Source organism: Flavobacterium columnare (genome assembly GCF_014844295.1).
GTDB classification, from domain to species: domain Bacteria; phylum Bacteroidota; class Bacteroidia; order Flavobacteriales; family Flavobacteriaceae; genus Flavobacterium; species Flavobacterium columnare.
Genome location: NZ_CP054494.1, coordinates 356,456 through 380,577, shown reverse-complemented (window position 1 = coordinate 380,577; position 24,122 = coordinate 356,456). Strand labels below are relative to the sequence as shown.

Sequence of the window (24,122 nt, the reverse complement as noted above, 5' to 3'; positions counted from 1 at the left end):
ATCACATACTAAGATATGTGATTTTTTTATTATAAAATATAAAATGAGATTGATCACTTTTCTAATCTACATACATTTCATATTTTAAATCGTCTTTAGAAAGATCAATAACTTTGTTATAAACTTTAAACGGAGGTTTCTGAATGCCAATTCTATCACCTGATTTAATTAAACTCATTGCTTTAGCTAAATAAGGTTCAGACCTATTTCCTAAAACCCCTAGGTTACTTATATCTTCCGTTAATATATTAGTCGCATCGGGCGTAATACCCGCTTCATAATCTCCAAAACCTACTTTGTTAACAATTTTTAAAACAATCAGTTGCATAGCATATCTATGAGTTGGATTCAAATTTCGTTTTGTGTAGTTTGGTGAGTCATACAGTGTAATAGATCCCACATTCTTGCCCGTAGTTGTATCGCCTATTTGAACTACTTGTATGTAAGGTTTTAAACAATTAATAACCAATTCACTAGCAGATGCAGTGTTAGCGGTTGTTAAGATATATACTTTATTCAAATTTAATGAATTAATCGGAGTACCATCTTTTAGCTGTGAGGTAAATTTATTTAATAACCTATTAGGATCTATTGTTCTACTAATCTTAGAATTCCATTGCTCTTTAGCAAAAATTTGATCTTCAAATTGTCCCGTAATCATACTTGCTAAACGAGTAGCAGTTGCTACGGATCCTCCTGAATTATAACGTAAATCCAAGACTAAATCCGTTATTCCAGCCGCCTTTAATTTACCAAAAGCTTGATTTAATTCTGGTTCATAATACGTATAAAAACCATTATACATTAAATAACCGATTTTTTTATTTCCTTCCTCTATCACATCGGTAATATAAACAGGATTTTCAGAATACGCTTTTTTAACTAACGCCACTGTTTTTCCATTAGGTGTAATAGCACCTCCATCATAGGAAGCTAAATTTAAAGTATAATTTGTTTTAGATAACAATTCACGATAATTGCTACGAGTAAGAGGAATACCATTAACCCCATAAAAAAGATCCCCTCGTTTTAGATCTTTTGTACTAGCATCACTATTAGGCATGATGTATTTTACCCAGCCAAAAACTTCAGTTTGACTTCCATTCTTAGGACTAATCCCATACTCCATACCATTACTATCATTCGTTCCAGAAAGAATCTGTTCTAATACAGTATAATTCGAAGTTATAAAACTAAATTTATCAATATTCTTTCGATTGTATATCAAATTTTCAAATAAAGTTTCAGGCTTTGTAAAGCTGCTCAGATATGAATTCAGTTCCTCTTGTGAATTAAAACGGTGATCGCTCAGATTGGCTACATTTTCTTGATAATAATAATATTGGTTTAAACCTTTCCATACAAAATTATAAGGATCTAAACTGTTATATTGTGGTTGATCATCTAAGTCATTACAACTAAATAACAGACCAGCGGTTAGGATGATTAAAAGCCTGGTTATATTTTTTTTCATTTATAAAAGGATATGATGTAAATTTATGAGCTTAAAATTATATTAAATGCGTAAAGAAAATATAAAAAACCGAAATTTATTTTGGTTTTTAACATTTATAATTGGTTCAGTAGCGTTTGGAAGTTACTATTATTGGTTTGAAAAACAAAAGGAAGAGGTTGCCAACACCCAATTAGGAACTTGTCAAACCCCAGAAGAAGCGTATAAAGAAACACAAAAAGCTTTACATCTGATTTCGGCTCAATTGAACTCTGGCATGAAAAATGTAAATAAGTTAAAAGAGTATGATCAAACGACACGCAAAATTTTTAAAAAGTAAAAAAATGAAAAAAAAAATAGTTTTAGTTTTTAGTATTTTATCATTTTATTTAGGCACGGCACAAACTCCTTTTGATAAATTTGAAAGTAATAATAATGTCTCTTCTGTTATCGTAAATGATAAAATGTTTGAATTAATGAGCAAAGTGAAAATGGAAACGAAAGAAGATCAAGTGTATTTAAATTTGATAAAAAAACTAGATTATTTAAAAGTTTTTAAAACTAGTCACTCTAAAACCATTTCCGATATGCGTACTAGTATAGAACAATATAGTGATAAATTAGAAGAATTAATGCGCGTGAATGAAAACGGAAAAAGTACTAAAATCTATGTAAAAATGATTCCAGGAAGTACAAATGTATCAGAATTATTATTGTTTATGGAAGGAAAAGAAACGATATTAATGTCTTTAACTGGTAATTTTTCATTGAATGAAATTTCACTTTTAACCAAACGAATGAATTTGCCAGGAGGAGAAGAATTAAACAGAGCCGCTAAAAAATAACAAAAAAATGGTCCCAAATACAAATAGTAAGCCGTATTTGGAACCGTTTATTTTAACTAAAAAGAGTTGTTAAAATTATCTTTTGTAATACATCACAATAGAAGCTTTTTCAATTGTATTGCCATTTAAGTAATAACCTACTAATGCAGGACTAGCATTTTTATCTAGACCTAACTTATCCGTTTTTAAGGCATAAACAGTAATCGTGTATTTATGAAAACCATGTCCTTCAGGAGGGCATGGACCCCCATAACCTGATTTGCCAAAATCAGTAATACTTTGTATTGAACCAGCAGGCATTAAGTTTTTAGTAACATCTCCCGCTCCTGTTTTTAATTCTTTAGTTGTAGCAGGAATATCAAAAGCAAGCCAATGCCACCATCCACTTCCTGTAGGTGCATTTTCATCATGTATTGTAACAGCAAAACTTTTAGTATCCTTTGGTGCATTTTCCCAAAATAATTGAGGCGACATATTTTCACCCGTACAACCAAAACCGTTAAAAACTTGTTTCATAGTTGCTTGACCTCCTAGATCATTACTTTTTAAAGTAAAAGTTTGCGCGCTTGCTGTAAAAGCAGAAATAAAAGCAAGCAAGGTTAATATCTTTTTCATTTTTATGTTATTTTATAATGCAAATTTAAGATTAAGTTTGGGAATATTATTGCGCTAAAAGTCCAAAAAGATGTTCTTTTAGTCCATTTTGAAGTTTTTAGGAGATACTCCATAATACTTTTTAAATTCGTTACTAAATGCAGATAAATTTTCATAACCCAATTCATGGTAAAGATCAGAAGGTCTCTTGTTAAGCATTAACTCATTTCGAGCCTTTTCCATTCTTTTTGAAATAAAGTATTTTTTAGGAGAAATTTGATATATTTCAGCAAACTTTCTTTTAAAAGTAGAAACACTCATATTAGATAAGAAAGCAAGTTCATCAATAGTAAGGGGGCTGTTCTCATGCTGCTGCACAATATCCTTTATTGATTTGTTTTTATGACGGCTTAATGTATTTTGAAAAAAAGGAGCAATTTGATTAGGTTCTTTGTTAAGTAAATACAACAGAATTTCTTCTAACTTTACATGAGTAAGATGAGGGGCTTTATTAAAATCGTTTTTTAATAAAAGTAATGATTTTTCAAATAGGTTAACATACACATCTTTTCGGATATTTAATACCGTTTGATTTGAATGAGTTGCTTTTGGTAGTTCAATTTGTTTTTTTAATAAAATTTGATTTAAAAAATGATCCGAAAAGAAAAAAAGAATACTGTTATAGCCTGATTCTCCTATTAAACGTTCTGTCATTAGACTATTTCCAGATTGTAATAAAAAAAATTGATCATTTTGGATAGAAATATTATTCTGGTTGCTAATGACTTCTTTATATCCATTTAGTAAAAAACAAAGGACATTGTGGGTAAAAGTAACAGGGATGTTTTTACTAGACTGTTGTGTGTTATAAAAATAAATAGCACACTCAAAGTGATTGTCCTGAAAAAAATCAAAGGGTAAATTATGAACCAATTGCGTATTCATTAAATTAAGTTTTTAAATAAAAAACGACAATTAAAAGAGTTAATCGTCGCTTTTTTATTATTTTGATTTCTTTAAGTAATCCGTAAATTTTTTACCGTATTTAGAATTGGCTACCTCTGTAGACATTTTTTTATGTATTTCCTCTAAAAATTTAGGTTGCATATCATAAATATCTGTAAGCGCTATGTAGGGAGCAATTTCGTGATCCGCATGGGTAAGCGCAAAATTAGCAGAGTACAAATATTTTCTTTTTAATAACTGATCCTGCTTATTTTGATTGTCTAGCTCATTATAGTTTTTATTGCCTTTATTTCCGAGTATTTTAGCTTGAAGTAATTGAAGCTGTTGCTCATTAAATTTAGCAATGATATCCTTATATTCTTTGTAAAGATCATGGTTTTTAGAACCTGTAATTTTTGCATTAGCAAAAAAGAAATCAAGATCCGTATCAATAGTTATTTTTCCTGGCTCTGCAAAAAACAACAAATTATTATCCATTGAATTCGTTTGTCCTCTATCCACAAACAAATAAAGCATTTCAGGAGAATCTAATTTAATTGAACTCTCAAAATTAGAGGAACCATTTAATTCAATAGTATCTAAAGCTACTAGAGTACTGTCTTGTACTTTTTGGATGTATAGCTTTCCTTTTTTTAACCCCTTTATATTTCCTGTTACGATTACCTCATCTTTTGCAGGTGCCTTGTCTGCGCATGAAGCAAAAAACACAAAAGTAATTGCTACGATAACTTTTTTGTACATATTTATTCTAAATTTTTTGCAATGTAATAAAAAAAATCCTCAAAATTCAACTGTATTTTGAGGATTTAAATTCATAAGAAATCTCAATTATCCGTTTAGCCAAGCTTCTTTTAAAGCTTTTTTATTATCGTCAGTAGATTTGTAGCCAGTTACTTCTTCAAAAGGAAGTTTTATAACACCTTTTAAAGTAACCTCTTTTTGATCTCTTTTGATTTTAATAGAAATATTTTCATTTTCTTTCCAACTCTGACTCGCCATAATCATATCGTAAATATTGTCTAAGTTGTAATTTTTATCATTTACAGCCAAAATAGAATCGCCTCCTTTTAATCCTAAATGACTGTAAAATTCAGGAAGCTCTATTCCAGGAATAATTACGATTTCTTTAGTGGATTGATTAACGGTTATATAAGGTGTTTGTTCCTTTATAAAAACATTTCCTGGAACCTTTGTTTGTGCTTGTGTAACCCCCATTTTAGCAAAAAAAATTTCATAAGGAATAGGAGTTGGTCCGTCTACATAAGTTCGTAAGAAATCGCCTACTTCTGGATAAGTAAGAGCTATGATCTTATCAAAAAGAGCTTCATCTTTAAAAGGAGTATTAATACCGTATTCATTATTTAGCTTTTGCATTAAATCCAATACACCACGTTGACCATTGCTTTTTTCGCGGATAATAATGTCTAGACACATACCTATTAAAGCTCCTTTTTGATAGACATTAAGGTATTGATCTTTATAAGGTTTTGTTAACACATTAGCACTCATTTTAGTAAAAGGAATTGTATCGTCCATATTGGCTGATTGTCTAATTTTATCAGTCATACGATTATAAAACTCCTCTTCATTAATTAAACCTTGATTAATTTGGAACAGATTAGCAAAATATTCTGTTATTCCTTCATACATCCATAAATGTTTAGACATTTTAGGCTCATTGAAATCAAAATAATGAATTTCTTCTGAATGAACACCTAGTGGACTTACTATATGAAAGAACTCGTGAGAAACAATGTCTTTTAACTGTTCGTCCATTTGATCAGAAGGCATCATTTCAGGCATAACAACAGTAGTAGAGGTGGTATGTTCTAAAGCACCAAAACCTTTTGCATCTTGCTTTTGTACGTCTGTAAGATAAATTAGGATCGAGTATTTTTTGGTATTATTGATAGGCCCTAAAAACTTTTTTTGAGCCTTCATCATTTTTTCCATGTTAGGAGCTAAATCAGCTGCTTTGTATTTTCCAGTGGGTGAATATACACTTATTAGAATATCCATATCTTCTACTTTAAAAGTAGCAAGGTCTGGCTTTGTATACATTATTGGATGATCTACAAGAGTAGCATAACGATTGGTTTTAAAAACATCAATGGTTTTGCTAGGATCACTATCGGTAAGAGAGGTAGCGCCGTATAAATGGTTAGGGTGAAGGACGGTTAAGGTGTAAGGAACTTCTTTTTTATCGCTAAAGTAACCAATAAAACCATGCGTGTTTAAAACAAAACAATTAGAATCTATATTCGTTCCAGCTGGCGAAAAAACATCATCACCTCCTATGCCTCCAACTTGTTCAGTATCATAAGTGTCATTTACCCAGTAAGTTATTTTACCTAATTTTTTAGCACCTGTAATACGATAAGTGTTTTCATCCAGTTTTGCTAACGGTAAATTCTCTCCTTTTGTAGTATAAGCTTTTATTTTTTCAATAAAACGCCCATAATTATCTGATGAATAAGTACCAGGAACTGTTTTAGGAATACTAAAGAGTATGACATCCTCTTTAGAGGGAGTAGGAATTACCGTTACCATGACCTTGTCGTCTTGTATTGTGTTCAAATCAATTGTAACGTTTACTTCTGGGGTTTTAGAACCGTTTAAGGGGGCTGCTTTACCAGTAAAAAATAGTGATGTTAATACAGCTGATAAAAATATTTTTTTCATTAATAAATTAATAAAGATTTGAGAAATTTGCCATTAAAGATATTAGTTTGCTAATTTGTAACGCAATCTTTGTGATAAAATTAACAAAAAACTCCTGTCAAGCAGGAGTATGGATCAGTCAAATTTATTTTTAAGATAATACTTACCGTCCAAATCATCATCAAAATCGTTATTTTTGATAGGTTTAGGTTTAGGTTTGGAAGCCGCCACTTTTTTCTTCCAAAGTTCAAATTGATCTTTTGATAGATGTTTACGCATTAATTCTGTTACATCACTTTCGCCAACCCCAAATTCTTCCTTAATTGCTTCAAAGGGTTTACGTTCTTCTTTTGCCATGCTGATTAGTCTTTCTAAATTTTCTCTGTCTAATTCAGCGATCTTACTTTTTCTCATTTAAATTATAAAACAAAATTGTATTAAACTTTATGCAATACTTATACCAATATTAATAAAAAGGTATGACTTTTAAAATTTTTTTATGTTTTTGGATCCTTATATTTTTGAAAAGGAATAGTTAATAAATTACTTAAATTATTGTGCTCTTTTAAAGAGGTATGAGTGTCTATACCAAAAACAATTTGGTCTTGTGGTAAATTTTGATAAGTTCTTAAAAAACGATCCCAAATACTAAAAACATTTCCATAATTGCTATCCGTATAGGGAAGTTGATAATGATGATGAATACGATGGATTTTTGGGGTAACTAATACAATTGATAGTAATGAATTGAGTTTTTTAGGGAGCTGTATGTTTGAATGGTTAAACTGAGATACTAAAACAGAGCAAGATTGATACATAAAAAACAGCCAAACAGGAGCACCTGTAATCAAAACAGCTAAAACGGTAAACAAAAACCTAAAAATACTTTCTCCTGGATGATGACGGTTAGCACTGGTTGTATCAACCCAAGTGTCCGTATGATGAATGAGATGAAAGCGCCATAAAAATTTTATTTTATGTTGTAAATAATGAGGTACATAAGCTCCTATAAAATCCATAAATAAAAGACCTATGAAGCACTGTAATCCTAGATTACTAACGTTAAACCAATGTATAATCCCAAAATGATTTTGACTGTCCCAGACGCAACTTTTAAATAAAAGGATTGCTAAAAAAAAGTTGATAATTATCGTTGTAAAAGTAAAAAATAGGTTTAGAAAAGCATGTTGTATTTTATTGTATTCAAAACGAAAACGAGGAAAACCACTTTCTAAAATCCAAAAAAAGGCAATGCCTCCAAATAAAATCAAAGACCTATGAGACGAAGGGATCGTTTCAAAATAGTTAGTAATCTCGTTAATCATAAAAATTTTAGTTCAAAACCAAATTTAAGAAACTATTTGTTATGAATGAATTAAGATTTGTTTTTTTATTCAAATAATTCGCCTCTGTGAGGTTTTAATGCGTCTCTAACCCGAAGCATGTTTTGATCATTTACCACCATCCAAGCTATAGCGTGCATTTCGTTCAGTACTGAAAAACCAGTGGTTTTGATTGGGAATTGTTCTATTTCAATATATTCTCTTAAATGAATTTCATGATGTTCCGCGGTTTTAGCTGCTGCGGGACCTCTAAAATCCCAAATAAGTTTTATTTTCCTTTGCATATTCTCTTAGATTTGAAATACAAATTTACAATGATTCACTTGAAAATAAGTAGTATTTTTGCAACGTAAAAAAATGATAATGCCAAAAGAACTTCAAATTCAAGTATCGCCTGAGGTAGCTTCTAATGAAATGATGCTAAAGAATCATCTTGCAAAATTAGTACAAGTATCTGTTGCAGATATACAGTACTATGTAATTCTTAAAAGATCGATTGATGCTCGACAAAAAGCAATTAAAATAAATTTAAAAATCATTGTTTATTTTCAAGGAGAACAAATTATTGAAGATAAAATAACGTTACCTAATTACCAAGATGTTACCAATGCTCCAGAAGTAATTGTGGTGGGAGCAGGACCAGCAGGGTTGTTTGCTGCCTTACAATTAATTGAATTAGGAATTAAACCCATTTTGTTAGAAAGAGGAAAAGACGTAAGAGGTAGAAGAAGAGATCTAAAAGCAATTAATAGAGACCATATAGTAAATGAAGATTCTAATTATTGTTTTGGAGAAGGAGGAGCAGGAACTTATTCTGATGGAAAACTGTACACACGTTCAAAAAAACGAGGAGATGTAGATCGTATTTTAAGATTATTGGTAGCATTTGGAGCTTCTTCGGAAATATTAGTAGAAGCCCATCCCCATATAGGAACCAATAAATTACCTGAAATTATTCAAGATATTAGAGAGAAAATCAAAGAATATGGCGGACAAGTGTTATTTGAAACACGAGTAACGGATATTTTAATAAAAAATAATGAGGTAGAAGGAATCGTTACACAGTCAGGAGAAGTTATAAAAGCCAAAAAAATAATACTTGCTACAGGACATTCCGCTCGTGATGTGTTTGAATTATTAGATCGAAAAAAAGTTTTAATAGAAGCCAAACCATTTGCTTTAGGAGTCCGAGCAGAACACCCACAAAGTTTAATAGATTCAATACAATATTCGTGTGATTTTAGAGGAGCGTTTCTGCCGCCAGCACCATATTCTGTTGTTAAACAGGTTAACGGACGAGGGATGTATTCTTTTTGTATGTGTCCAGGAGGAGTGATAGCTCCTTGCGCAACAAGTCCAGGAGAAGTTGTTACAAATGGTTGGTCCCCATCTAAAAGAGATCAAGTCACAGCCAATTCAGGAATTGTGGTAGAATTAAAATTAGAAGACTTTAAACCGTATGCTAAATTTGGAGCGTTGGCTGGTATGGAATTTCAAAAAGCCATTGAGCAAAAAGCATGGGAAATGGCAGGTAAAACACAAAAAGTACCCGCTCAGAGAATGGTTGATTTTTCTCAAAAAAAAGGTTCAATAGATATCCCTAAAACATCCTATGTTCCAGGAACAACAAGTGTAGAGTTAGGAACTGTGTTCCCTTCCTTTTTAACACAAATTATGCGCGAAGGATTTGTTCAATTTGGAAAATCAATGAAAGGATACTTTACGAATGAAGCCATTTTGCATGCTCCAGAAAGTAGAACCTCATCACCTGTTAGAATTCCTCGTGATAACGTTACGTTAGAACATTTGCAAATTACAGGACTGTATCCATGTGGAGAAGGAGCAGGATACGCAGGAGGAATTATTTCAGCAGCTATAGATGGTGAAAAATGCGCAATAAAAGCAGCAGAAACATTGCTGAATTAAATAGTTTGTGTAAGAGATGTAAGGAGAAGTCTAAATAAAAAGGATCGGGTAGTAATTGATAGACTTTTCGTACTTTTACTCCCGTAATATAAAACTATGATTGAAGAAAAAGTAATTTTAGTAAACGAAGTAGATCAAGTAATAGGATTAATGCCTAAACTAGAAGCACATGAAAAGGCATTGCTACATAGAGCTTTTTCTGTATTTATACTGAATGATCAAAGAGAAATAATGCTTCAGCAAAGAGCGCATCATAAATATCATTCCCCATTATTATGGACCAATACTTGTTGCAGCCATCAAAGGGAAGGAGAGTCTAATATAGAGGCAGGAAAACGTCGTTTACAAGAAGAAATGGGGTTTACAACAGAACTAAAAGAACTTTTTCATTTTATTTACAAAGCACCCTTTGATAACGGATTAACAGAGCATGAGTTAGATCATGTAATGATAGGATATTTTAATGAAGCACCTTCTATAAACACAGATGAGGTAGAAAACTGGAAATGGATGTCTATTGAAGCAGTAAAACAAGATATAAAACTTCATCCTCATCAATATACAGTTTGGTTTAAGATTATTTTTGACGAATTTTATCATTATTTAGAAGCGCATACATTATGAGAGTAACAGTGTCAAGAAAAGCTCATTTTAATGCAGCTCATCGTTTGTATAGGAAAGATTGGACAGATGAGCAAAATCAAAAAGTTTTTGGTAAATGCAACAACCCTAATTTTCATGGACACAACTATGAGTTGATAGTCAGTGTTACAGGTAGTATTAATCCAGAAACAGGTTATGTGATTGATATTAAAGATCTGGCAGATATAATTTATGAAGAAGTAGAAATTCCGTTTGACCATAAAAATTTAAATTTAGATGTTCCAGAATTCGAAAATGTAATACCTACTGCGGAAAATATTGTAGTTGTTATCTGGAATAAAATTAGAAAAAGAATAAAAAAAGAAAATGATTTAGAAGTTACCTTGTTTGAAACACCACGTAATTTCGTTACATATAAAGGATAGTATAATTATGCAAAAAGGTTTGAAAGTAGGGGATAAACTTCCTCTTTTTGGAGCAAAAGATCAGAACGGAAATGATTTTTATATTAATTCTGTTCTAGGTAAAAAAGTATTAGTCATTTATTTTTATCCGAAAGATGATACCCCCGGTTGTACCAAACAAGCTTGTTTTTTAAGAGATCAGTACGAAGAGTTTAAAACCATAGGAGCAGAGGTAATAGGGATTAGTGGCGATAGTATTGCAGCACATAAAAAATTTGCAAGCAAATACGATCTACCTTATATATTATTGTCAGATCCAGATAAAATACTACGAAACTTATTCGGAGTAAAATCAAATATGTTAGGATTGATCCCCGGAAGAGTAACTTATATAGTAGATAAAGAAGGAGTGGTTCAAATGATTTTTGAAGACATGAATGCCACAAATCATTTAGACCGTACAGTAGAAAAAGTAAAAAGTTTGATTTAATGCCGATGGAATTATATCCTTTACAGTTTGAGCCTATCTTTAAAGATAGGATTTGGGGAGGGACACGTTTAAAAACATTCCTAAATAAGTCTATTGTTTCTGAAAAAACAGGAGAAAGTTGGGAGCTTGCTGCTATTGACCAAGATGTTAGTCAAGTCAGTCAAGGCGTTTATAAAGGTGTGCTTTTGACAGAATTAATTGAAAAATACCCACTCGAAATATTAGGAAGTAAGGTATACCAGCGTTTTGGAACGCAATTTCCATTGCTCTTTAAATTTTTAGATGCCAGAGAGGATCTTTCTATTCAAGTGCATCCTAATGATGCGTTAGCAAAAGAACGACATAATTCTTTTGGTAAAACGGAAATGTGGTATGTAGTAGAAGCAGAGCCTGAAGCAAAATTAATAGTAGGATTTAAAGAAGATGCCTCAAAAGAAGCCTACTTAGAACACTTAAAAAATAAAAACCTATCCTCTATTTTAGAAGCCTATCCAGTAAAAGAAGGAGACGTGTTTTATTTAGAAACAGGTACTGTACATGCCATTGGAGCAGGTACCGTTGTAGCTGAAATACAGCAAACATCAGATATTACCTATAGAATTTACGATTTCGATCGCAAAGATGCACAAGGCAACTTACGGGAATTGCATATAGAACTAGCTTTAGATGCAATAGATTATCAAAAGAAGAAGGTAAAAGTAGACTATACGTTATCAGATAATCAAGCAGTAAACGTAGTTGATAGTCCCTATTTTACAGTAAAAGTTTTAGACCTAAAAGAAGAATATCAATACCATAATAAAGGCAATAGTTTTGTGGTATATATGTGTACTAAAGGAAATTTAAAAATAAAAGTAAATCAACAGATATACGAATTTACTAAAGGAAACACCTTTTTAATTCCTGCTGCTCTAAAAGACTTTCAGTTAATAGGAGAAGCTAAATTGTTGGAAATTGTAATTTCTTAACAGATATCGAAAGAATAATTGTAATTTTGTAAACGTAATTTAAAATACATACGAATGGCAAGTGTAAAGAATTTAAAAAAGAATATCAATTATGTAATTGGTCAAATTATTGAGGCGGTTTATTTATATGAAATGACTTCAACAGGTAAACCAACTGATGAAACTAATGCTGTTATTGAAGAGGCTTTTGTTATTTTCGATAATTTGATTGTAAAAGTGAACACGAAAAAAGTTGAAAATAAAAAAGTACACTTTAAACAAATAAATGTTGAATTGGAAAATGCTGCAAACCAATTAGTTGATAAAATTAATGCTTTGTAGTTAAAAAAAGTGTAAAAAAGTAGGGTGCAAAGCTTTGGAAAATAAAAAAACTCTCCTATATTTGCACCCGTAAATGAGTCGCCGGTGTAGCTCAGCTGGCTAGAGCAGCTGATTTGTAATCAGCAGGTCGTGGGTTCGAGTCCCTCCATCGGCTCAAAAATTATCGAAAGATAATCTTTAAATAAATTTATTGAAAGTATACTTTTGCCGGTGTAGCTCAGCTGACTAGAGCAGCTGATTTGTAATCAGCAGGTCGTGGGTTCGAGTCCCTCCATCGGCTCAAAGTTTATCAAAAGATACTATTAAATAAAATTATTAAAAATACCTTGCCGGTGTAGCTCAGCTGGCTAGAGCAGCTGATTTGTAATCAGCAGGTCGTGGGTTCGAGTCCCTCCATCGGCTCAAAAAGAGAAACTGATTCAGTTTCTCTTTTTTATTTAAAAAAGTACACCAAAAGTATTTTACTTCGGATTCTAGCCATCCCGACTCAAGGAGGGATCCCATAAAGGGCGTAACATAACGTTTTTGATCTAGCAAAGCATATATTATATACTTTAGAGAACTAATTTAAAAATGAAAAGACTTCATTTATTTTAAAAATTGTTTTGCTCCAAAGTATTTTTTAGAAAGAAAATTTCTACAAAATAAGAAATCTCTAAAATAAACTTTTTCAATGAATTAGACTCTGTTTTGAAATAAATTATTAAATTTGCTATAAGACAGATAAAATTTTATAAACCTGTCAGACTTTATACCTATCGCTTCAGTAGTAATTTATCAAAGATGATGATCTAATGAGCCGGATGATTAGAAATCATCATTATTCTACAATTTTAGCTTTTCAAGATAGGTTATAATTATATTAATTTTTTCTAATTAATCTAATTTTTAGTATTGTTTCCCTTTTTGCAACAAGTATACTAGTTGCCTGAATTGCCATTAAGTCAAACTATAAAAAATATAAAAATTAGATAAAAGCAACCTTCGTCACGGTAATTGCTTATAAAAATACAGCCAAGCAATGCCATAGTATTAATAAAAATAAGAAAACAAATGAAACAAAGTTTTTTTTTAATTACAGCACTATTCTTGACGAGTGTCTTAGGAATAGACGCTCAGTGTGCACCTACTTTTGTTCCTGATTTAGCATTACAATCCAGTGATCCGGCCATTAAATCGGAAATTCAAAATATTTATGATAAAGCTAAAAACACAAGATTAGCTACCACCCAACCATCTACCTCAAGTTTAAATACTGCTATTAGGCTTTATAACAGTTTAAATATAGTGGTAAACGGCAATACCATTACCGGTAATCCTATAACAGATTACAATAAACTTACCTTTTTAAATACGTTTGTTGACCACCTAAAATTCAATCCTAATGATACCGCCGTAATTCAAAGAGTAAATGATTTAATCTGGTGGGTTTCAGAAAACCTTTGCAATAATACCCTATCAGTTGATACACACGGTTATGTATTTAAAAACTTTTCAAGAAAAGGCTTTTTCTGTGCAGAGTATTTAACTCCTCAAAACAAGCAAAGAATTTTGTATATTATAGAAAAAGAATTTGCCAATTGGAATGTTTTTTGGAAGCCAACCTATGATTATAATTCCCAAGCCACAGAAGGAGTTATTAATACAGATGATGTTTATAATAAATTAGATGCACTTGTGCCTTTAGTAAAATGTTTCTCAACAGATGATGAACAGTATCGTTATATGTTAACCTTAAGCCGATTTGTTACCCGATTTGCCTCTGTATACACAGATGGTACCCGAGATGGAATAAAACCAGATGGCAGTGGATATCATCATTGGAACAATTACGAAACGTATATGTACGCTTATAACACCCTTATTTATTGCCTAGATGTATTTGGAACCACCCGTTTTCAAATAAAAGCCCCAGCATATAAAGTTTTTAGAGATGCTGTTATGCACAAAATATTAATTTCTAATGATGCTGGATGGATCCCCTTATCTATGACAGGTAGAAGTGGTAATTGGGAAACAATATCTGTAGATCAAAATTCTATAAAAAATTTAGCTCTTGTGGGAGGTTCTATTTTAGGTTTACAGACAGCAGACCCTCTTTTAGCAAGCATCTATAACAAAAGATATGGCGTAGAGCCCTCTTTTAATCATAGTACAATTGCTCCTTTTCACGATGGCTTTTATCAAAACAATCACGCAAGCGCAGGTATATTTAGAACCAAGAATACAGTGATACTAAATAAAGGATTTAGCAATCAACTTTGGGGAGCAGAAACCTTTAGTAATAGTAACAGATATGGTAGATACCAAAGTTATGGAGCTATGAATATCCTATATCCAGGAACTGCTGCTGCCAACGGTTTTGATAATACAAAGTGGGATTGGAATTATAATCCAGGTGCTACTACTAAAGTTTTATCATGGCAAGATTTAATTGTACCTTGGCAAAGAGTAGATGAATATTCAAGTAAAAAACTAGCAGGTTCTTTGCAACATAATCTTAAAAAAGGCGAATATTTAAAAGATGTTTTTGGAACACTAGGTATGTTTGCTATGGATTTTCAAGAAGCAGAAAATATAGGATGGGGAGGAACACCAACAGGATCAAATACGCATGATACCTCTTTTACCTTTAAGAAATCTTCGTTTTTCTTTAATGATATGATCATTTGTTTAGGTTCTGATATAAGCAATAGCGATGTTAATACTGCAACAGTTACCACTTTATATCAAAATGCAACAACTCCTAACAATGTGATAATAAATAACAATACATATACCTCAACAGGTATAACATCTACTTATTTAGGAACAAACCCAAACTGGATTTTAGATAACTTTAATACAGGCTTTTACTTAGTTAGTGGAAATAATGATGTAAAGATTCAACGTAAGAATCAACAAACACCAGCACATAATCAAAACAATCCAGCAATTCTAAATCCCAATACAGAAGCAGCTATAGGATTTATAGATCACGGTAAAGCCCCTAATAATGCTCAATACGAATACGTAGTACTTCCTAATACGAATGCTTCAGATATGCAAAATTTAGCCAATTCATTCAAAAATACCAGCACACGACCGTATACGGTACTAAATAAAGATAGTAAATCACATATTATCAAACATACAGCATCAGGAATACATGCTTTTGCACTTTTTGAAGCAAATACAGTACTTCCTGGAAATACCAACCTAATTTCAAATGATAAACCTTGTTTAATAATGTACGGACCATTAAACTCTAATTCAGAAATGACATTGAGCTTGTCTAATCCTGATCTAGGTCTTCCAGACAAAAGAAGCTTTGATTCATTTAAAATTCAGCCTATAGAAATTACATTTGATGGAGAGTGGGAATTGCCACAACCTCATAAAGATATTCAATTAGTTTCTTCAAATTCAACGAGTACTACATTCAGGTTCTTAACCTATCAAGGATTACCTATTGAAACAACTTTTAAAAAACATATTACCTTAATAAGACCAATTATTAACTCCCCTATAACGAATCCATCAAAGACCCTTTTGGCTTATCCTAATCCAACAAATGCTATGATACGAGTTGATAATGTTCAAATGAACATGACAAATACTAAGTTGTATAATTTACAAGGACAAGATATAACCCATCTTGTAATAATTAATAGCAACACAGTAGATATGTCTAAATTATCCAGTGGATCATATCTATTAAAAATAGGAAATCAGAGCATTACAGTCTATAAAAAATAATAAAAAAGACTTTAAATCATAACAAACTAAAAAGCGTTTGTTAATTCTCTATACAATATGATTTTTAGTTAACATCCTAAAAACCCTCATTTTGAGTAATTGCAAAATGAGGGTTTAAGATTTTATCCAGAAACCCAGATTATGTGTTAGACTTTGTGATAAAGATGCAAGGGCAAAGTAGGAAAAATTTGTAAATTCACCCAAAAAGAATGTCAAGTAAATTAGCAATTTTGGATATATTTTGCTCAAATCCATAAATTATAAATACAAAATTCAACCACTACAGTCATTTAGCTTTTGTTTTATATAGACTATTCATAGTCTTTACGTCAAACCAAACCAATCAAGCCATAATTTATTTAAAACCTTCCTATGATTGGCTTTTTTCTTAGTGCCATTTCAATTTCCAAAACCGAAATTAAATTTTCCATAGCAGTATCTAATGTTAAATAATATAATGTTATATCGCCGTACTCTTTTGGGTTAAACCAGTGGAATAATTGCATACCAGCAGTTCCTTTCGCTTTATTATGCCCTAAATGGGTTACTAATCTTCCCCAAAAACCTTTTTTTACCTTGCCTACGTATAAAGTAAAATCAGACTCTTTTATATCCGTTTTATAAGCAGCGGTATTCCTATAATTTTTATTTTTAAAATCATATTTCATAGGTTCACGATAAGCTACATATTTATTGCGCAACGTTTCCTTGCTTACGCTGTTTTTATCAAATTCAAACCAATATAATACAGGTTGATTTATTTTTAGTAGTTCTTGAAAAGTAGCAGTATGTTCAGGACAGGTAGTTATATTGACTCTTTGCATATAGTCTGCGTTAAAAAAAGTTTCGTTAATTACTAAACTTTTAATACCATTCTGGTCTATTTTACAGTTAGCTAGAGTAATTGTTAACTCGTCTATAATAGTATTTAGTTCTGTGTTTGTCATACTGTTGTCCCTATATTACTTAAATCATTTTTCAAGATTTATTTTCTTAAAATGCTTTCGCGCAAATAGTAACAAACAAAATCCCAGCTTTCTTTATAAACACAAGTGAAATATTTTTCAAAATATCAACTCATTTTCAATTAAGCTAACCGTCTTGTTTTCTAAATTCACTCAACCATATCAATCAACCCAAGTTCCCTTGCAATATCCATAGTAATTTTACTCATTGGTCTTTTATGAATATCAATATCTTGAGTATAATTACCAACAATAATCCTTTTAAAAAGCTCAGGATTAAGGTTTAATTTTTGAAAACCAATTTTTAAAGATTTGATATAACTATCATTATAAACTTGGCTTTTAATTAATAATTCTTCTACTAAGTCATTTTGAGTCTTGTAAATTCCTTCAATGTGAAATACATTATTAAATTTTTCAAACTGATTTGATTTATAGTCAGGTTCCTCAAATTCAACTTCAATCGTATTTTTATCTCTGGTAACTAAATATTTTGCTTTTGAATTTGAAGCTAATTTAAATTTGTAATCTGATTTTTTGGTTTTAGAAATATCATTTGTGTATAACTCAAAATGTATTTTTTTTGCGCTTTTACTTCCATTACAAGAAGCGCAAGCTGGATAAAGATTACACAGTGTAATACTTAAAAATGGATAATCACTTTTAGAATAAAAATGATCGACTTCAAATTTTGCGTGTCTTTTATTGGCTACTATTGTCAACTGAGAATTACAATACACACACGCTTTAATTCCTATAGCATTAAAATAATTTGGATAAAAAGTACTCCTCAAACCCTTATAGTCTAAACAAGCAAGAATCTTATCTTTTAAAGCTGTTTTAACAATATACTCTTTTCCGTTTTTATCCTTTTTTATTTCAGTAGGAACATTTTTAAAATCAGATTTTTCTATTTCTCCCTTAATTCTTTTTAAATCCCAAAGAAGTATATTATCATTTTCATTTTCAAATTTATTTATAACAAATTCTAAGTATTCTTGATCTTTGGTTGTATGACTTTCCTTTTTAAGTTCATTAAGTTTGTTGAAAGCATTTTTCCTTTGTGTCTCTATTTCTGATTGATGTATATTTTGAATATTTCTTACTTTATCAAGAGGTATTGCTATCATATTTTAATATAATTTATAAGTTTTGAAGTCTTTTAATTTGGTCATCAATAAAACGTTTCTTTTCATCTGGAAAAGCTTCTGTATACAACTCTATTAAACTAAACGATAAGATAGGTTCTCCAATAATATCAATTACATTTTTACAATAGTCTTTTTCATATTTATCTGAAAACGGAACATTTTTAGTTTTCTTAATAAGCGCATTTTTTTCTTGATTTAAATTTTTCCTATCAATTTCTAAATCCTTTTTTTCATTTTCATTACTACTATTAGCAATCGAATTATCAATTGCGTTTATCTCTTTTTTGAGGCTATCTATTTTATTTTTTATTTTCTTATCAGTCAAAAAGTCGATTACTTTATTTATTTCATTTTTAGCAAACTCCCCCATAAATCCATCCTGCAAAAAGAAATCATTTGCTAAAATATCGTGAATATTAGCACCAAATGTTAAGTTTTGATAAGTAATATCACTTACTTCTGTTTTGCTATATTTATCCCTTTTTAAGAAAATAATATTCTCTTTAGGCAAATCAGAAACTATAAAAGGGGAATGCGTAGTTAAAATAAGCTGCACTCTATTTTTAGGAAAAAACTTCTCAAAAAAATCAAGCAAAAAATTTAAATACTTTTTTTGCCACTGTGGATGAAAACCTAATTCTCCTTCATCAATTACAAACAATATATCTCTATTTTCTTTTATTTTATACTCTTTAATTCTTGAAAAAAAAGAAAGAAAATTACGTTCTCCAGTACTTAGACCATTATAATTAAATCCAAAAACATTTAGAATTAGATGTCTTTCATCAGTAATTTTAATATAATTAAGAGGTGGATTTAAGAAATCACTTGCAATTCTATTGATATGCTCTTTCGGTATTTTAAAGCCATAAATTTCATCACAAATTATTTCACCAGATTTGAACTTATTAATAAAATATTCTTTTATTTCCTTAATCTGTTTAATAATTGGCTTAGCGTTTTCAGAAAAAAAAATATTCTTTTCTATATAACTATACAAAGCATCAAATCTATCCTGTTTAGAATTATAATTTCCTTTTAAATTGTCAATTAATTTTACAATAGGAAATTCATCTTGCTTAGAAAAATTAAAATTATGTTTTAATTCATAGCTTAAAAAACAATACGTAATATCTCTTGATAAATGCTTAAAAAAATTCCCTTCTTTATCTTTGGAATCAGTATATAATGTTTCAAATTTTAAAATTTTCTCGATACTTTGCTCATAGGATTCAGAATTTGGAGAAATTATTTTATCTACACTTTTCCAAAATCGCTCACCAAAATCAGTAAAATTTACATTTATTGATTCAATATAAAATTCTATTTTAAAATTAAAATTATTTACAATATTCAAAAAATCTAGCATTCTTAACGATTCTTGATATTTATGTGCTAACAACTCACTTTCCCCAGCAACCATATACCTTTCATTACTTTTTTGAGATTCATAGTCACTTACAATCATAGATTCCGTAGCTATATTTATAAAATTAGGTTTTTTATTTTCAAATCTGGCATAATCATTTTCTATACCATCAACATTATGGATGTTATCCATATTGATAAAAGAAGCGTATTTAATAATATAGTTTTTTTTAAAATACGTTTCCATTAAATTGTTTTTAATGTTATAATAAGCTTCTTCTCTTGGCAATTTCCGTTTAAACTCTCCACTATAAAAATTAGAAATATCTTCTGGATAGATAAAATCAAGTGTTTTGCCAAATAGTTCTTTTGGCACCTCCACAAAATTAAGTCTATCACGGATAATGATTTTGTCAGATGTAACTAAAAACCCTTTAAAATTATTTCTCCTACCTAAAAAGAAATCTAATATTGCTTCCAGTAAATTTGTTTTTCCACTACCATTTTCACCAATTACTGCTTTTACATCAATAATATTATTTGGAAATAAGGAAAAATATTTTTCGTTCTGTAAATGCGTTAAAGTAACATTTAAAGTATCATCATCTTCTTGGCTGTTTACGATTGTCTCAAAAGTAACTTTGCTTGATAAGTTAAATCCTTGATGTTCTATATTCTTATATTTTCTTACCCACAAGTATAGAAGTTCCATAGATTAGTTTTTTAGTTGTTTATGAGTCTTTTTTATTTACTCAAACCTAGTGATTTTTTATAAAGTATAGTAATGAATGAATCTTCAATTTTATCTAGATTTGTATTTCATGTACATACACCCCAAATTAAGATAGCGATTACCTTTTTTAGAAAACCAACCCTACGATAAGGACATGAACAAAACGGACAAAACGAACGGACACCTGTGTCCGTACTTGTGTCAGTACCCTAGCGTCTGGTGGCACTCGCTAAAAATACCCCAATAATAAAAAAAGCGGGTATGTTACAGTTCCTACACTACCCCATTAATTAAACAATACCGCTGGGAATCCACCGCCACTCTTTTTGGCTGGACGACGAGTCTTTTTGGCTGGATGACGAGCCTTTTTTACTGGACGACGAGCCTTTTTTACTCAATTAAAATGCAAAAAGATTTATATTGGCAAGTTTTTGCTGATAAAAATGATTCCCAAATGCTGAACGTCTTGAAAAAATGGGGCGTAAAAAAAGAGACTGTCCAAAAAATGCACCATCCTGTCATGGCTACTAAAGCGAGAATTTACCAGCTATTAATAGCAGGTCTCCTTCTTAGCTCAGAGTGACAAACGACAGATGGATTACTTTTCAGACAGCCCCTTCTTAAACCACTTGGGGCTTAGAACCTTTACTGATCTGTTTTTTTACGGTACGGACGAATAAAACGTTGGCTCAAATCCTCATAAATAGGCTTAGCCGTAGCAATCCCCTTACTTTGCGCCTCCTTAATTTGGCCATAATACAACAACGCCGATTGCAAAGCTTCACTACCCGCTAACATAATCGTATCGTTTACATCAGTAGATAACTGAGAAGCTAAATTGCCTATAGGACTTAAAGAACTCACCACCGCCTCATCCTTTAAAAACTCCGCTTTGTCCATATACACAGGCACAAACTCGGGATTGGTTTCTACATACGACTTGATTTTTTGCACCGTAGCCACAGTTTTATTACCCATTTTAAACAGCGTCGAACGATCTTCGGCAGTTAAGCCCTGCAAATAAGGCGCTAAAGCTGTTTTGCATTCTTGTAATTTTAGTGTTACCGTATCAATTACTTCTTGAGGAATTGTGATACTCATTTGATTTTTAGTTGCCATTGATTGTAGTTTTGCAATTAAACAAAAGTTATTAAAATATATAAAAAGATGTTTTTAGTTTAATAAATTAATAAAAAAACAAAGTAAAAACGAAATATTTTAAGAAATATTGTATTGCATTTTTATTGTATATAAACCGCGAAAACACCTCAAACACCTATAAAAAAACCAAAAACTTCATATAAATTACACTTCACCCAGAACTTCGTTTTCCTACAAAAGGATAAAAAAAACAGTTATGATTCACACAATAGGAGGGAGGAATCCTTTTTTAACCTACAAAGCTCGTGGTATATTACCCCTTTATTGAATTGATAAAGACTATTATTTTCAACTTTTTAGATTCTATTTTTAGCCTCTTGATTATTCCTCCGAATGTCACGCCCTTTATGAGAACCCTCCTTGTGTCGGGATGACAAGAACCCGATTAAAAGTATAAAAACAAAAAATCAAATATTATATATTTTTTTTATATTTGAATAATGAAAAAATAACATAAATAGTACAAAAAAAAACAAATCAAATAAATTGTAACAAATAACTAAACGATATGGATACTTTCAACAGCGATTATGGAAGACTCAACCATCCTGACGACATAGCAAAATACGCCTCATTACGTTCCTTTAAAGACTTTTTAGCCGACAAATCCAGTCCATTAGTCTACTGCACCCTTACCATAGAAGGCAAATCCTTCCTAGAAAAATCCCATTTTAACCTACAGTTCCATCAAAAAACCAACGAACACGACACCTTTACCCTAGATACCCGTGCCGATTCCCTAGACAACGAAGAAGCCTACATCATGGAACATTCTAAAAGCTACCTAGGAAAAACCATACACATCCACCTGCACCGATTTGGAGAAATAAAACAAACCTTTACAGGCATTATAACCCATTTAAACCTTTTAAAAAAAGACGGTTACGGCAGACTATATATTACAGGACACGCTCCTACCATTATGTTAGAACAAGGACTTGAATCCCAAAGTTTTGAAAACAAAACCCTAGAAGAAATCTTTCAAGACATAACCGCCCAATACCCCAAAGACACCCTTCATACCATTGTCCGAAACAACAACACCCAAAATGTGTTGCCTTACACCGTACAATACAACCAAACGGATTACCAATTTTTACAACAACTTGCCATACGCTATGGCGAATACCTGTATTACAACGGACAGAGCCTAGTGTTAGGCAACAAAGTAGGCCCTAAAATCATAAACCTAGACGAAAGTGTAGACCTAGTACACGTATCCTTTGAAATATCAGTAAAACCACAACAATTTACCTACACCACCTACGATGTAGAATCAGGCACCAGCCTACAACGAGATAGCGCCTCAGCTCAATTACAAAACAAAGTCAACCCCTACCAACTAGTAGCCCTAAAAGCCTCAAAAAACGTATTCCATAAAAAACCCAACAAACTCCACAACCCCACGGGTATCAACAACCGAACCGATAAAGAGCTACAAGATGCCGTACGAAAACAAAAAGAACTCAGAGAAAACCTGATGATCGTAAAAGGCAAAAGCAAAGACCCCCAACTCAAACAAGGCGATCTAACCAAACTGGTTGATATAAACGACCGCCCTATGGAAACCTATCGCATCATAGAAATTCAACATTTTCATGATGGCAATAGCTATTACAACGAGTTCGTAGCCATTCCCGATTTATGGACCCCTCCTTATTTTGACGACAACACCTATCCTAATTGCGAAGAACAAACCGCACGGGTAGTAGACAACAACGATCCTATGAGCATGGGGCGTATACGCGTACAATTTCCATGGCAAGAAAGAAAAAACCAAAAAACCCCATGGATTCGCCTAATACAACCCCACTCAGGAGCAGGCAAAGGATTTCATTTTATCCCCGAAATAGGCGAAGAAGTTCTTGTAGGTTTTGAAAGCGGCAATGCGGAAAAACCTTTCGTACTAGGCACTCATTATAACGGAAGCGAAACCAGTGGGTACCATACTAGCGGCAATGATGTAAAAGCCATTCATACCCGATCTGGAACTAAAATTATTCTAAACGATGCCCAAGGTTCTGTTTTTATAGAGGATCCTAGTGGCAACACTTGGACGATGGACGGTCATGGGAATATTAATGTGAATGCGCCAAAAAACATGATCATTACCGCAGGCGAAGATATGATTATTAATGTAGGCAAAAACATGAGCACAACTGTTGGTATGAATATAACTGAAAGTGCAGGAATCAACAAAAACGAAACCATTGGAGCCATGAAAAATACTACAGTTGCAATGGATATGATGACGATAGTAACAGGTAAGTTGACGGAAGTTATTCAAGGAGATGTGCATAGTGAGACTAAAAAAGGCAAGACCTCCGTCAGCTCAGATAAAGGAATGGATATAACAAGTACAAAAAATTTAAATAAACATTCAGGCGAAGAAGTTCAAATAAATTCAGCTAATAAATCTAAGCAATATTAAT

General features: G+C 31.5%; 23 protein-coding genes and 3 tRNA genes. 14 read left to right on the top strand and 12 right to left on the bottom strand.

Annotation, left to right across the window (positions count from 1 at the left end; translation table 11 throughout):
* Positions 1-61: 61 nt before the first annotated feature.
* Complete coding sequence (locus tag HUE53_RS01795; protein WP_192188661.1) at positions 62-1,474, bottom strand: S41 family peptidase; 1,413 nt, start codon at positions 1,472-1,474, stop codon at positions 62-64.
* A 46-nt stretch (positions 1,475-1,520) separates the two neighbouring features.
* Here HUE53_RS01795 and HUE53_RS01790 point away from each other — a divergent pair, with 46 nt between their 5' ends.
* Both HUE53_RS01790 and HUE53_RS01785 read left to right on the top strand, forming a co-directional pair.
* Positions 1,521-1,793 (top strand): hypothetical protein, encoded by a 273-nt coding sequence (locus tag HUE53_RS01790; protein ID WP_192188660.1) that lies wholly within the window; start codon positions 1,521-1,523, stop codon positions 1,791-1,793.
* Between the two features lie 4 nt (positions 1,794-1,797).
* Entirely contained in the window at positions 1,798-2,298 is a 501-nt protein-coding gene (locus HUE53_RS01785) for a DUF4252 domain-containing protein (protein WP_060382796.1), read from the top strand.
* 75 nt (positions 2,299-2,373) lie between these two features.
* Here HUE53_RS01785 and HUE53_RS01780 read toward each other — a convergent pair whose 3' ends face one another.
* The 7 genes from HUE53_RS01780 to HUE53_RS01750 form a co-directional block, all read right to left on the bottom strand.
* The gene (locus HUE53_RS01780) at positions 2,374-2,913 is read right to left on the bottom strand and encodes a YbhB/YbcL family Raf kinase inhibitor-like protein (protein WP_198424967.1); all 540 of its coding nucleotides are present in this window, start codon (positions 2,911-2,913) and stop codon (positions 2,374-2,376) included.
* A 78-nt stretch (positions 2,914-2,991) separates the two neighbouring features.
* Entirely contained in the window at positions 2,992-3,837 is an 846-nt protein-coding gene (locus HUE53_RS01775) for a helix-turn-helix domain-containing protein (protein ID WP_014165110.1), read from the bottom strand.
* A 57-nt stretch (positions 3,838-3,894) separates the two neighbouring features.
* A complete protein-coding gene (locus HUE53_RS01770) occupies positions 3,895-4,599 on the bottom strand; it encodes a DUF4369 domain-containing protein (RefSeq protein WP_192188659.1) in 705 nt (234 codons plus the stop codon).
* 87 nt (positions 4,600-4,686) lie between these two features.
* On the bottom strand, positions 4,687-6,540 hold the full coding sequence (locus tag HUE53_RS01765) for a M61 family metallopeptidase (RefSeq protein ID WP_014165108.1): 1,854 nt from the start codon (positions 6,538-6,540) through the stop codon (positions 4,687-4,689).
* A 114-nt stretch (positions 6,541-6,654) separates the two neighbouring features.
* On the bottom strand, positions 6,655-6,933 hold the full coding sequence (locus HUE53_RS01760; protein WP_014165107.1) for a TIGR03643 family protein: 279 nt from the start codon (positions 6,931-6,933) through the stop codon (positions 6,655-6,657).
* An 83-nt stretch (positions 6,934-7,016) separates the two neighbouring features.
* The gene (locus HUE53_RS01755) at positions 7,017-7,844 is read right to left on the bottom strand and encodes a sterol desaturase family protein (protein WP_192188658.1); all 828 of its coding nucleotides are present in this window, start codon (positions 7,842-7,844) and stop codon (positions 7,017-7,019) included.
* A gap of 65 nt (positions 7,845-7,909) precedes the next feature.
* A complete protein-coding gene (locus tag HUE53_RS01750) occupies positions 7,910-8,146 on the bottom strand; it encodes a hypothetical protein (RefSeq protein WP_077225940.1) in 237 nt (78 codons plus the stop codon).
* 79 nt (positions 8,147-8,225) lie between these two features.
* On the opposite strand from HUE53_RS01750, the gene HUE53_RS01745 reads away from it, so the two are divergent.
* The 10 genes from HUE53_RS01745 to HUE53_RS01700 all read left to right on the top strand — a co-directional run bounded on the left by HUE53_RS01745 (position 8,226) and on the right by HUE53_RS01700 (position 16,312).
* Positions 8,226-9,788 (top strand): NAD(P)/FAD-dependent oxidoreductase, encoded by a 1,563-nt coding sequence (locus HUE53_RS01745; RefSeq protein WP_192188657.1) that lies wholly within the window; start codon positions 8,226-8,228, stop codon positions 9,786-9,788.
* A gap of 96 nt (positions 9,789-9,884) precedes the next feature.
* Entirely contained in the window at positions 9,885-10,412 is a 528-nt protein-coding gene (gene idi, locus HUE53_RS01740; protein WP_014165103.1) for an isopentenyl-diphosphate Delta-isomerase, read from the top strand.
* A complete protein-coding gene (locus tag HUE53_RS01735) occupies positions 10,409-10,816 on the top strand; it encodes a 6-pyruvoyl trahydropterin synthase family protein (protein ID WP_014165102.1) in 408 nt (135 codons plus the stop codon). The genes idi and HUE53_RS01735 overlap by 4 nt, the downstream gene beginning before the upstream one ends.
* A 7-nt stretch (positions 10,817-10,823) precedes the next feature.
* Complete coding sequence (locus HUE53_RS01730) at positions 10,824-11,285, top strand: peroxiredoxin (protein WP_014165101.1); 462 nt, start codon at positions 10,824-10,826, stop codon at positions 11,283-11,285.
* Entirely contained in the window at positions 11,285-12,253 is a 969-nt protein-coding gene (locus HUE53_RS01725; protein ID WP_014165100.1) for a type I phosphomannose isomerase catalytic subunit, read from the top strand. The genes HUE53_RS01730 and HUE53_RS01725 overlap by 1 nt, the downstream gene beginning before the upstream one ends.
* A 54-nt stretch (positions 12,254-12,307) precedes the next feature.
* Complete coding sequence (locus tag HUE53_RS01720) at positions 12,308-12,574, top strand: hypothetical protein (protein WP_014165099.1); 267 nt, start codon at positions 12,308-12,310, stop codon at positions 12,572-12,574.
* A gap of 80 nt (positions 12,575-12,654) precedes the next feature.
* A tRNA-Thr gene (locus HUE53_RS01715) sits at positions 12,655-12,728 on the top strand.
* 52 nt (positions 12,729-12,780) lie between these two features.
* Positions 12,781-12,854: transfer RNA gene (locus HUE53_RS01710), tRNA-Thr, on the top strand.
* 48 nt (positions 12,855-12,902) lie between these two features.
* Positions 12,903-12,976 (top strand) — tRNA-Thr (locus tag HUE53_RS01705).
* Positions 12,977-13,627: 651 nt separating this feature from the next.
* Positions 13,628-16,312, top strand: a complete 2,685-nt coding sequence (locus HUE53_RS01700) for a polysaccharide lyase family 8 super-sandwich domain-containing protein (RefSeq protein ID WP_123907285.1) — start codon at positions 13,628-13,630, stop codon at positions 16,310-16,312.
* A gap of 359 nt (positions 16,313-16,671) precedes the next feature.
* Here the strand turns inward: HUE53_RS01700 and HUE53_RS01695 are convergent, their stop codons facing one another.
* The 3 genes from HUE53_RS01695 to HUE53_RS01685 all read right to left on the bottom strand — a co-directional run bounded on the left by HUE53_RS01695 (position 16,672) and on the right by HUE53_RS01685 (position 20,508).
* Positions 16,672-17,259: a hypothetical protein gene (locus HUE53_RS01695; RefSeq protein ID WP_065213178.1), complete on the bottom strand. Its 588-nt coding sequence runs from the start codon at positions 17,257-17,259 to the stop codon at positions 16,672-16,674.
* Between the two features lie 167 nt (positions 17,260-17,426).
* Positions 17,427-18,407, bottom strand: coding sequence for a hypothetical protein (locus tag HUE53_RS01690; protein WP_192188656.1), 981 nt, complete (start codon positions 18,405-18,407; stop codon positions 17,427-17,429).
* 13 nt (positions 18,408-18,420) lie between these two features.
* A complete protein-coding gene (locus tag HUE53_RS01685) occupies positions 18,421-20,508 on the bottom strand; it encodes an AAA family ATPase (protein ID WP_192188655.1) in 2,088 nt (695 codons plus the stop codon).
* Between the two features lie 424 nt (positions 20,509-20,932).
* Between HUE53_RS01685 and HUE53_RS01680 the strand changes: the two genes are divergently transcribed.
* On the top strand, positions 20,933-21,112 hold the full coding sequence (locus tag HUE53_RS01680) for a hypothetical protein (RefSeq protein ID WP_192188654.1): 180 nt from the start codon (positions 20,933-20,935) through the stop codon (positions 21,110-21,112).
* 62 nt (positions 21,113-21,174) lie between these two features.
* On the opposite strand, the gene HUE53_RS01675 is transcribed toward HUE53_RS01680, so the two are convergent.
* Entirely contained in the window at positions 21,175-21,648 is a 474-nt protein-coding gene (locus HUE53_RS01675) for a hypothetical protein (RefSeq protein WP_065213182.1), read from the bottom strand.
* Positions 21,649-22,198: 550 nt separating this feature from the next.
* Here HUE53_RS01675 and HUE53_RS01670 point away from each other — a divergent pair.
* Complete coding sequence (locus HUE53_RS01670) at positions 22,199-24,121, top strand: type VI secretion system Vgr family protein (protein WP_192188653.1); 1,923 nt, start codon at positions 22,199-22,201, stop codon at positions 24,119-24,121.
* Position 24,122: the final 1 nt, after the last annotated feature.

Excerpts from the sequence above, each read along its gene's own strand:
- HUE53_RS01720 (WP_014165099.1), top strand. The coding sequence starts at position 12,308 with ATGGCAAGTGTAAAGAATTTAAAAAAGAATATCAATTATGTAATTGGT.
- HUE53_RS01780 (WP_198424967.1), bottom strand. The coding sequence starts at position 2,913 with ATGAAAAAGATATTAACCTTGCTTGCTTTTATTTCTGCTTTTACAGCA.
- HUE53_RS01685 (WP_192188655.1), bottom strand. The coding sequence starts at position 20,508 with ATGGAACTTCTATACTTGTGGGTAAGAAAATATAAGAATATAGAACAT.
- HUE53_RS01745 (WP_192188657.1), top strand. The coding sequence starts at position 8,226 with ATGCCAAAAGAACTTCAAATTCAAGTATCGCCTGAGGTAGCTTCTAAT.
- HUE53_RS01795 (WP_192188661.1), bottom strand. The coding sequence starts at position 1,474 with ATGAAAAAAAATATAACCAGGCTTTTAATCATCCTAACCGCTGGTCTG.
- HUE53_RS01735 (WP_014165102.1), top strand. The coding sequence starts at position 10,409 with ATGAGAGTAACAGTGTCAAGAAAAGCTCATTTTAATGCAGCTCATCGT.
- HUE53_RS01775 (WP_014165110.1), bottom strand. The coding sequence starts at position 3,837 with ATGAATACGCAATTGGTTCATAATTTACCCTTTGATTTTTTTCAGGAC.
- HUE53_RS01725 (WP_014165100.1), top strand. The coding sequence starts at position 11,285 with ATGCCGATGGAATTATATCCTTTACAGTTTGAGCCTATCTTTAAAGAT.
- HUE53_RS01765 (WP_014165108.1), bottom strand. The coding sequence starts at position 6,540 with ATGAAAAAAATATTTTTATCAGCTGTATTAACATCACTATTTTTTACT.
- HUE53_RS01695 (WP_065213178.1), bottom strand. The coding sequence starts at position 17,259 with ATGACAAACACAGAACTAAATACTATTATAGACGAGTTAACAATTACT.
- HUE53_RS01750 (WP_077225940.1), bottom strand. The coding sequence starts at position 8,146 with ATGCAAAGGAAAATAAAACTTATTTGGGATTTTAGAGGTCCCGCAGCA.
- HUE53_RS01680 (WP_192188654.1), top strand. The coding sequence starts at position 20,933 with ATGCAAAAAGATTTATATTGGCAAGTTTTTGCTGATAAAAATGATTCC.
- idi (WP_014165103.1), top strand. The coding sequence starts at position 9,885 with ATGATTGAAGAAAAAGTAATTTTAGTAAACGAAGTAGATCAAGTAATA.
- HUE53_RS01690 (WP_192188656.1), bottom strand. The coding sequence starts at position 18,407 with ATGATAGCAATACCTCTTGATAAAGTAAGAAATATTCAAAATATACAT.
- HUE53_RS01785 (WP_060382796.1), top strand. The coding sequence starts at position 1,798 with ATGAAAAAAAAAATAGTTTTAGTTTTTAGTATTTTATCATTTTATTTA.
- HUE53_RS01770 (WP_192188659.1), bottom strand. The coding sequence starts at position 4,599 with ATGTACAAAAAAGTTATCGTAGCAATTACTTTTGTGTTTTTTGCTTCA.
- HUE53_RS01755 (WP_192188658.1), bottom strand. The coding sequence starts at position 7,844 with ATGATTAACGAGATTACTAACTATTTTGAAACGATCCCTTCGTCTCAT.
- HUE53_RS01700 (WP_123907285.1), top strand. The coding sequence starts at position 13,628 with ATGAAACAAAGTTTTTTTTTAATTACAGCACTATTCTTGACGAGTGTC.
- HUE53_RS01730 (WP_014165101.1), top strand. The coding sequence starts at position 10,824 with ATGCAAAAAGGTTTGAAAGTAGGGGATAAACTTCCTCTTTTTGGAGCA.
- HUE53_RS01760 (WP_014165107.1), bottom strand. The coding sequence starts at position 6,933 with ATGAGAAAAAGTAAGATCGCTGAATTAGACAGAGAAAATTTAGAAAGA.
- HUE53_RS01790 (WP_192188660.1), top strand. The coding sequence starts at position 1,521 with ATGCGTAAAGAAAATATAAAAAACCGAAATTTATTTTGGTTTTTAACA.
- HUE53_RS01675 (WP_065213182.1), bottom strand. The coding sequence starts at position 21,648 with ATGGCAACTAAAAATCAAATGAGTATCACAATTCCTCAAGAAGTAATT.
- HUE53_RS01670 (WP_192188653.1), top strand. The coding sequence starts at position 22,199 with ATGGATACTTTCAACAGCGATTATGGAAGACTCAACCATCCTGACGAC.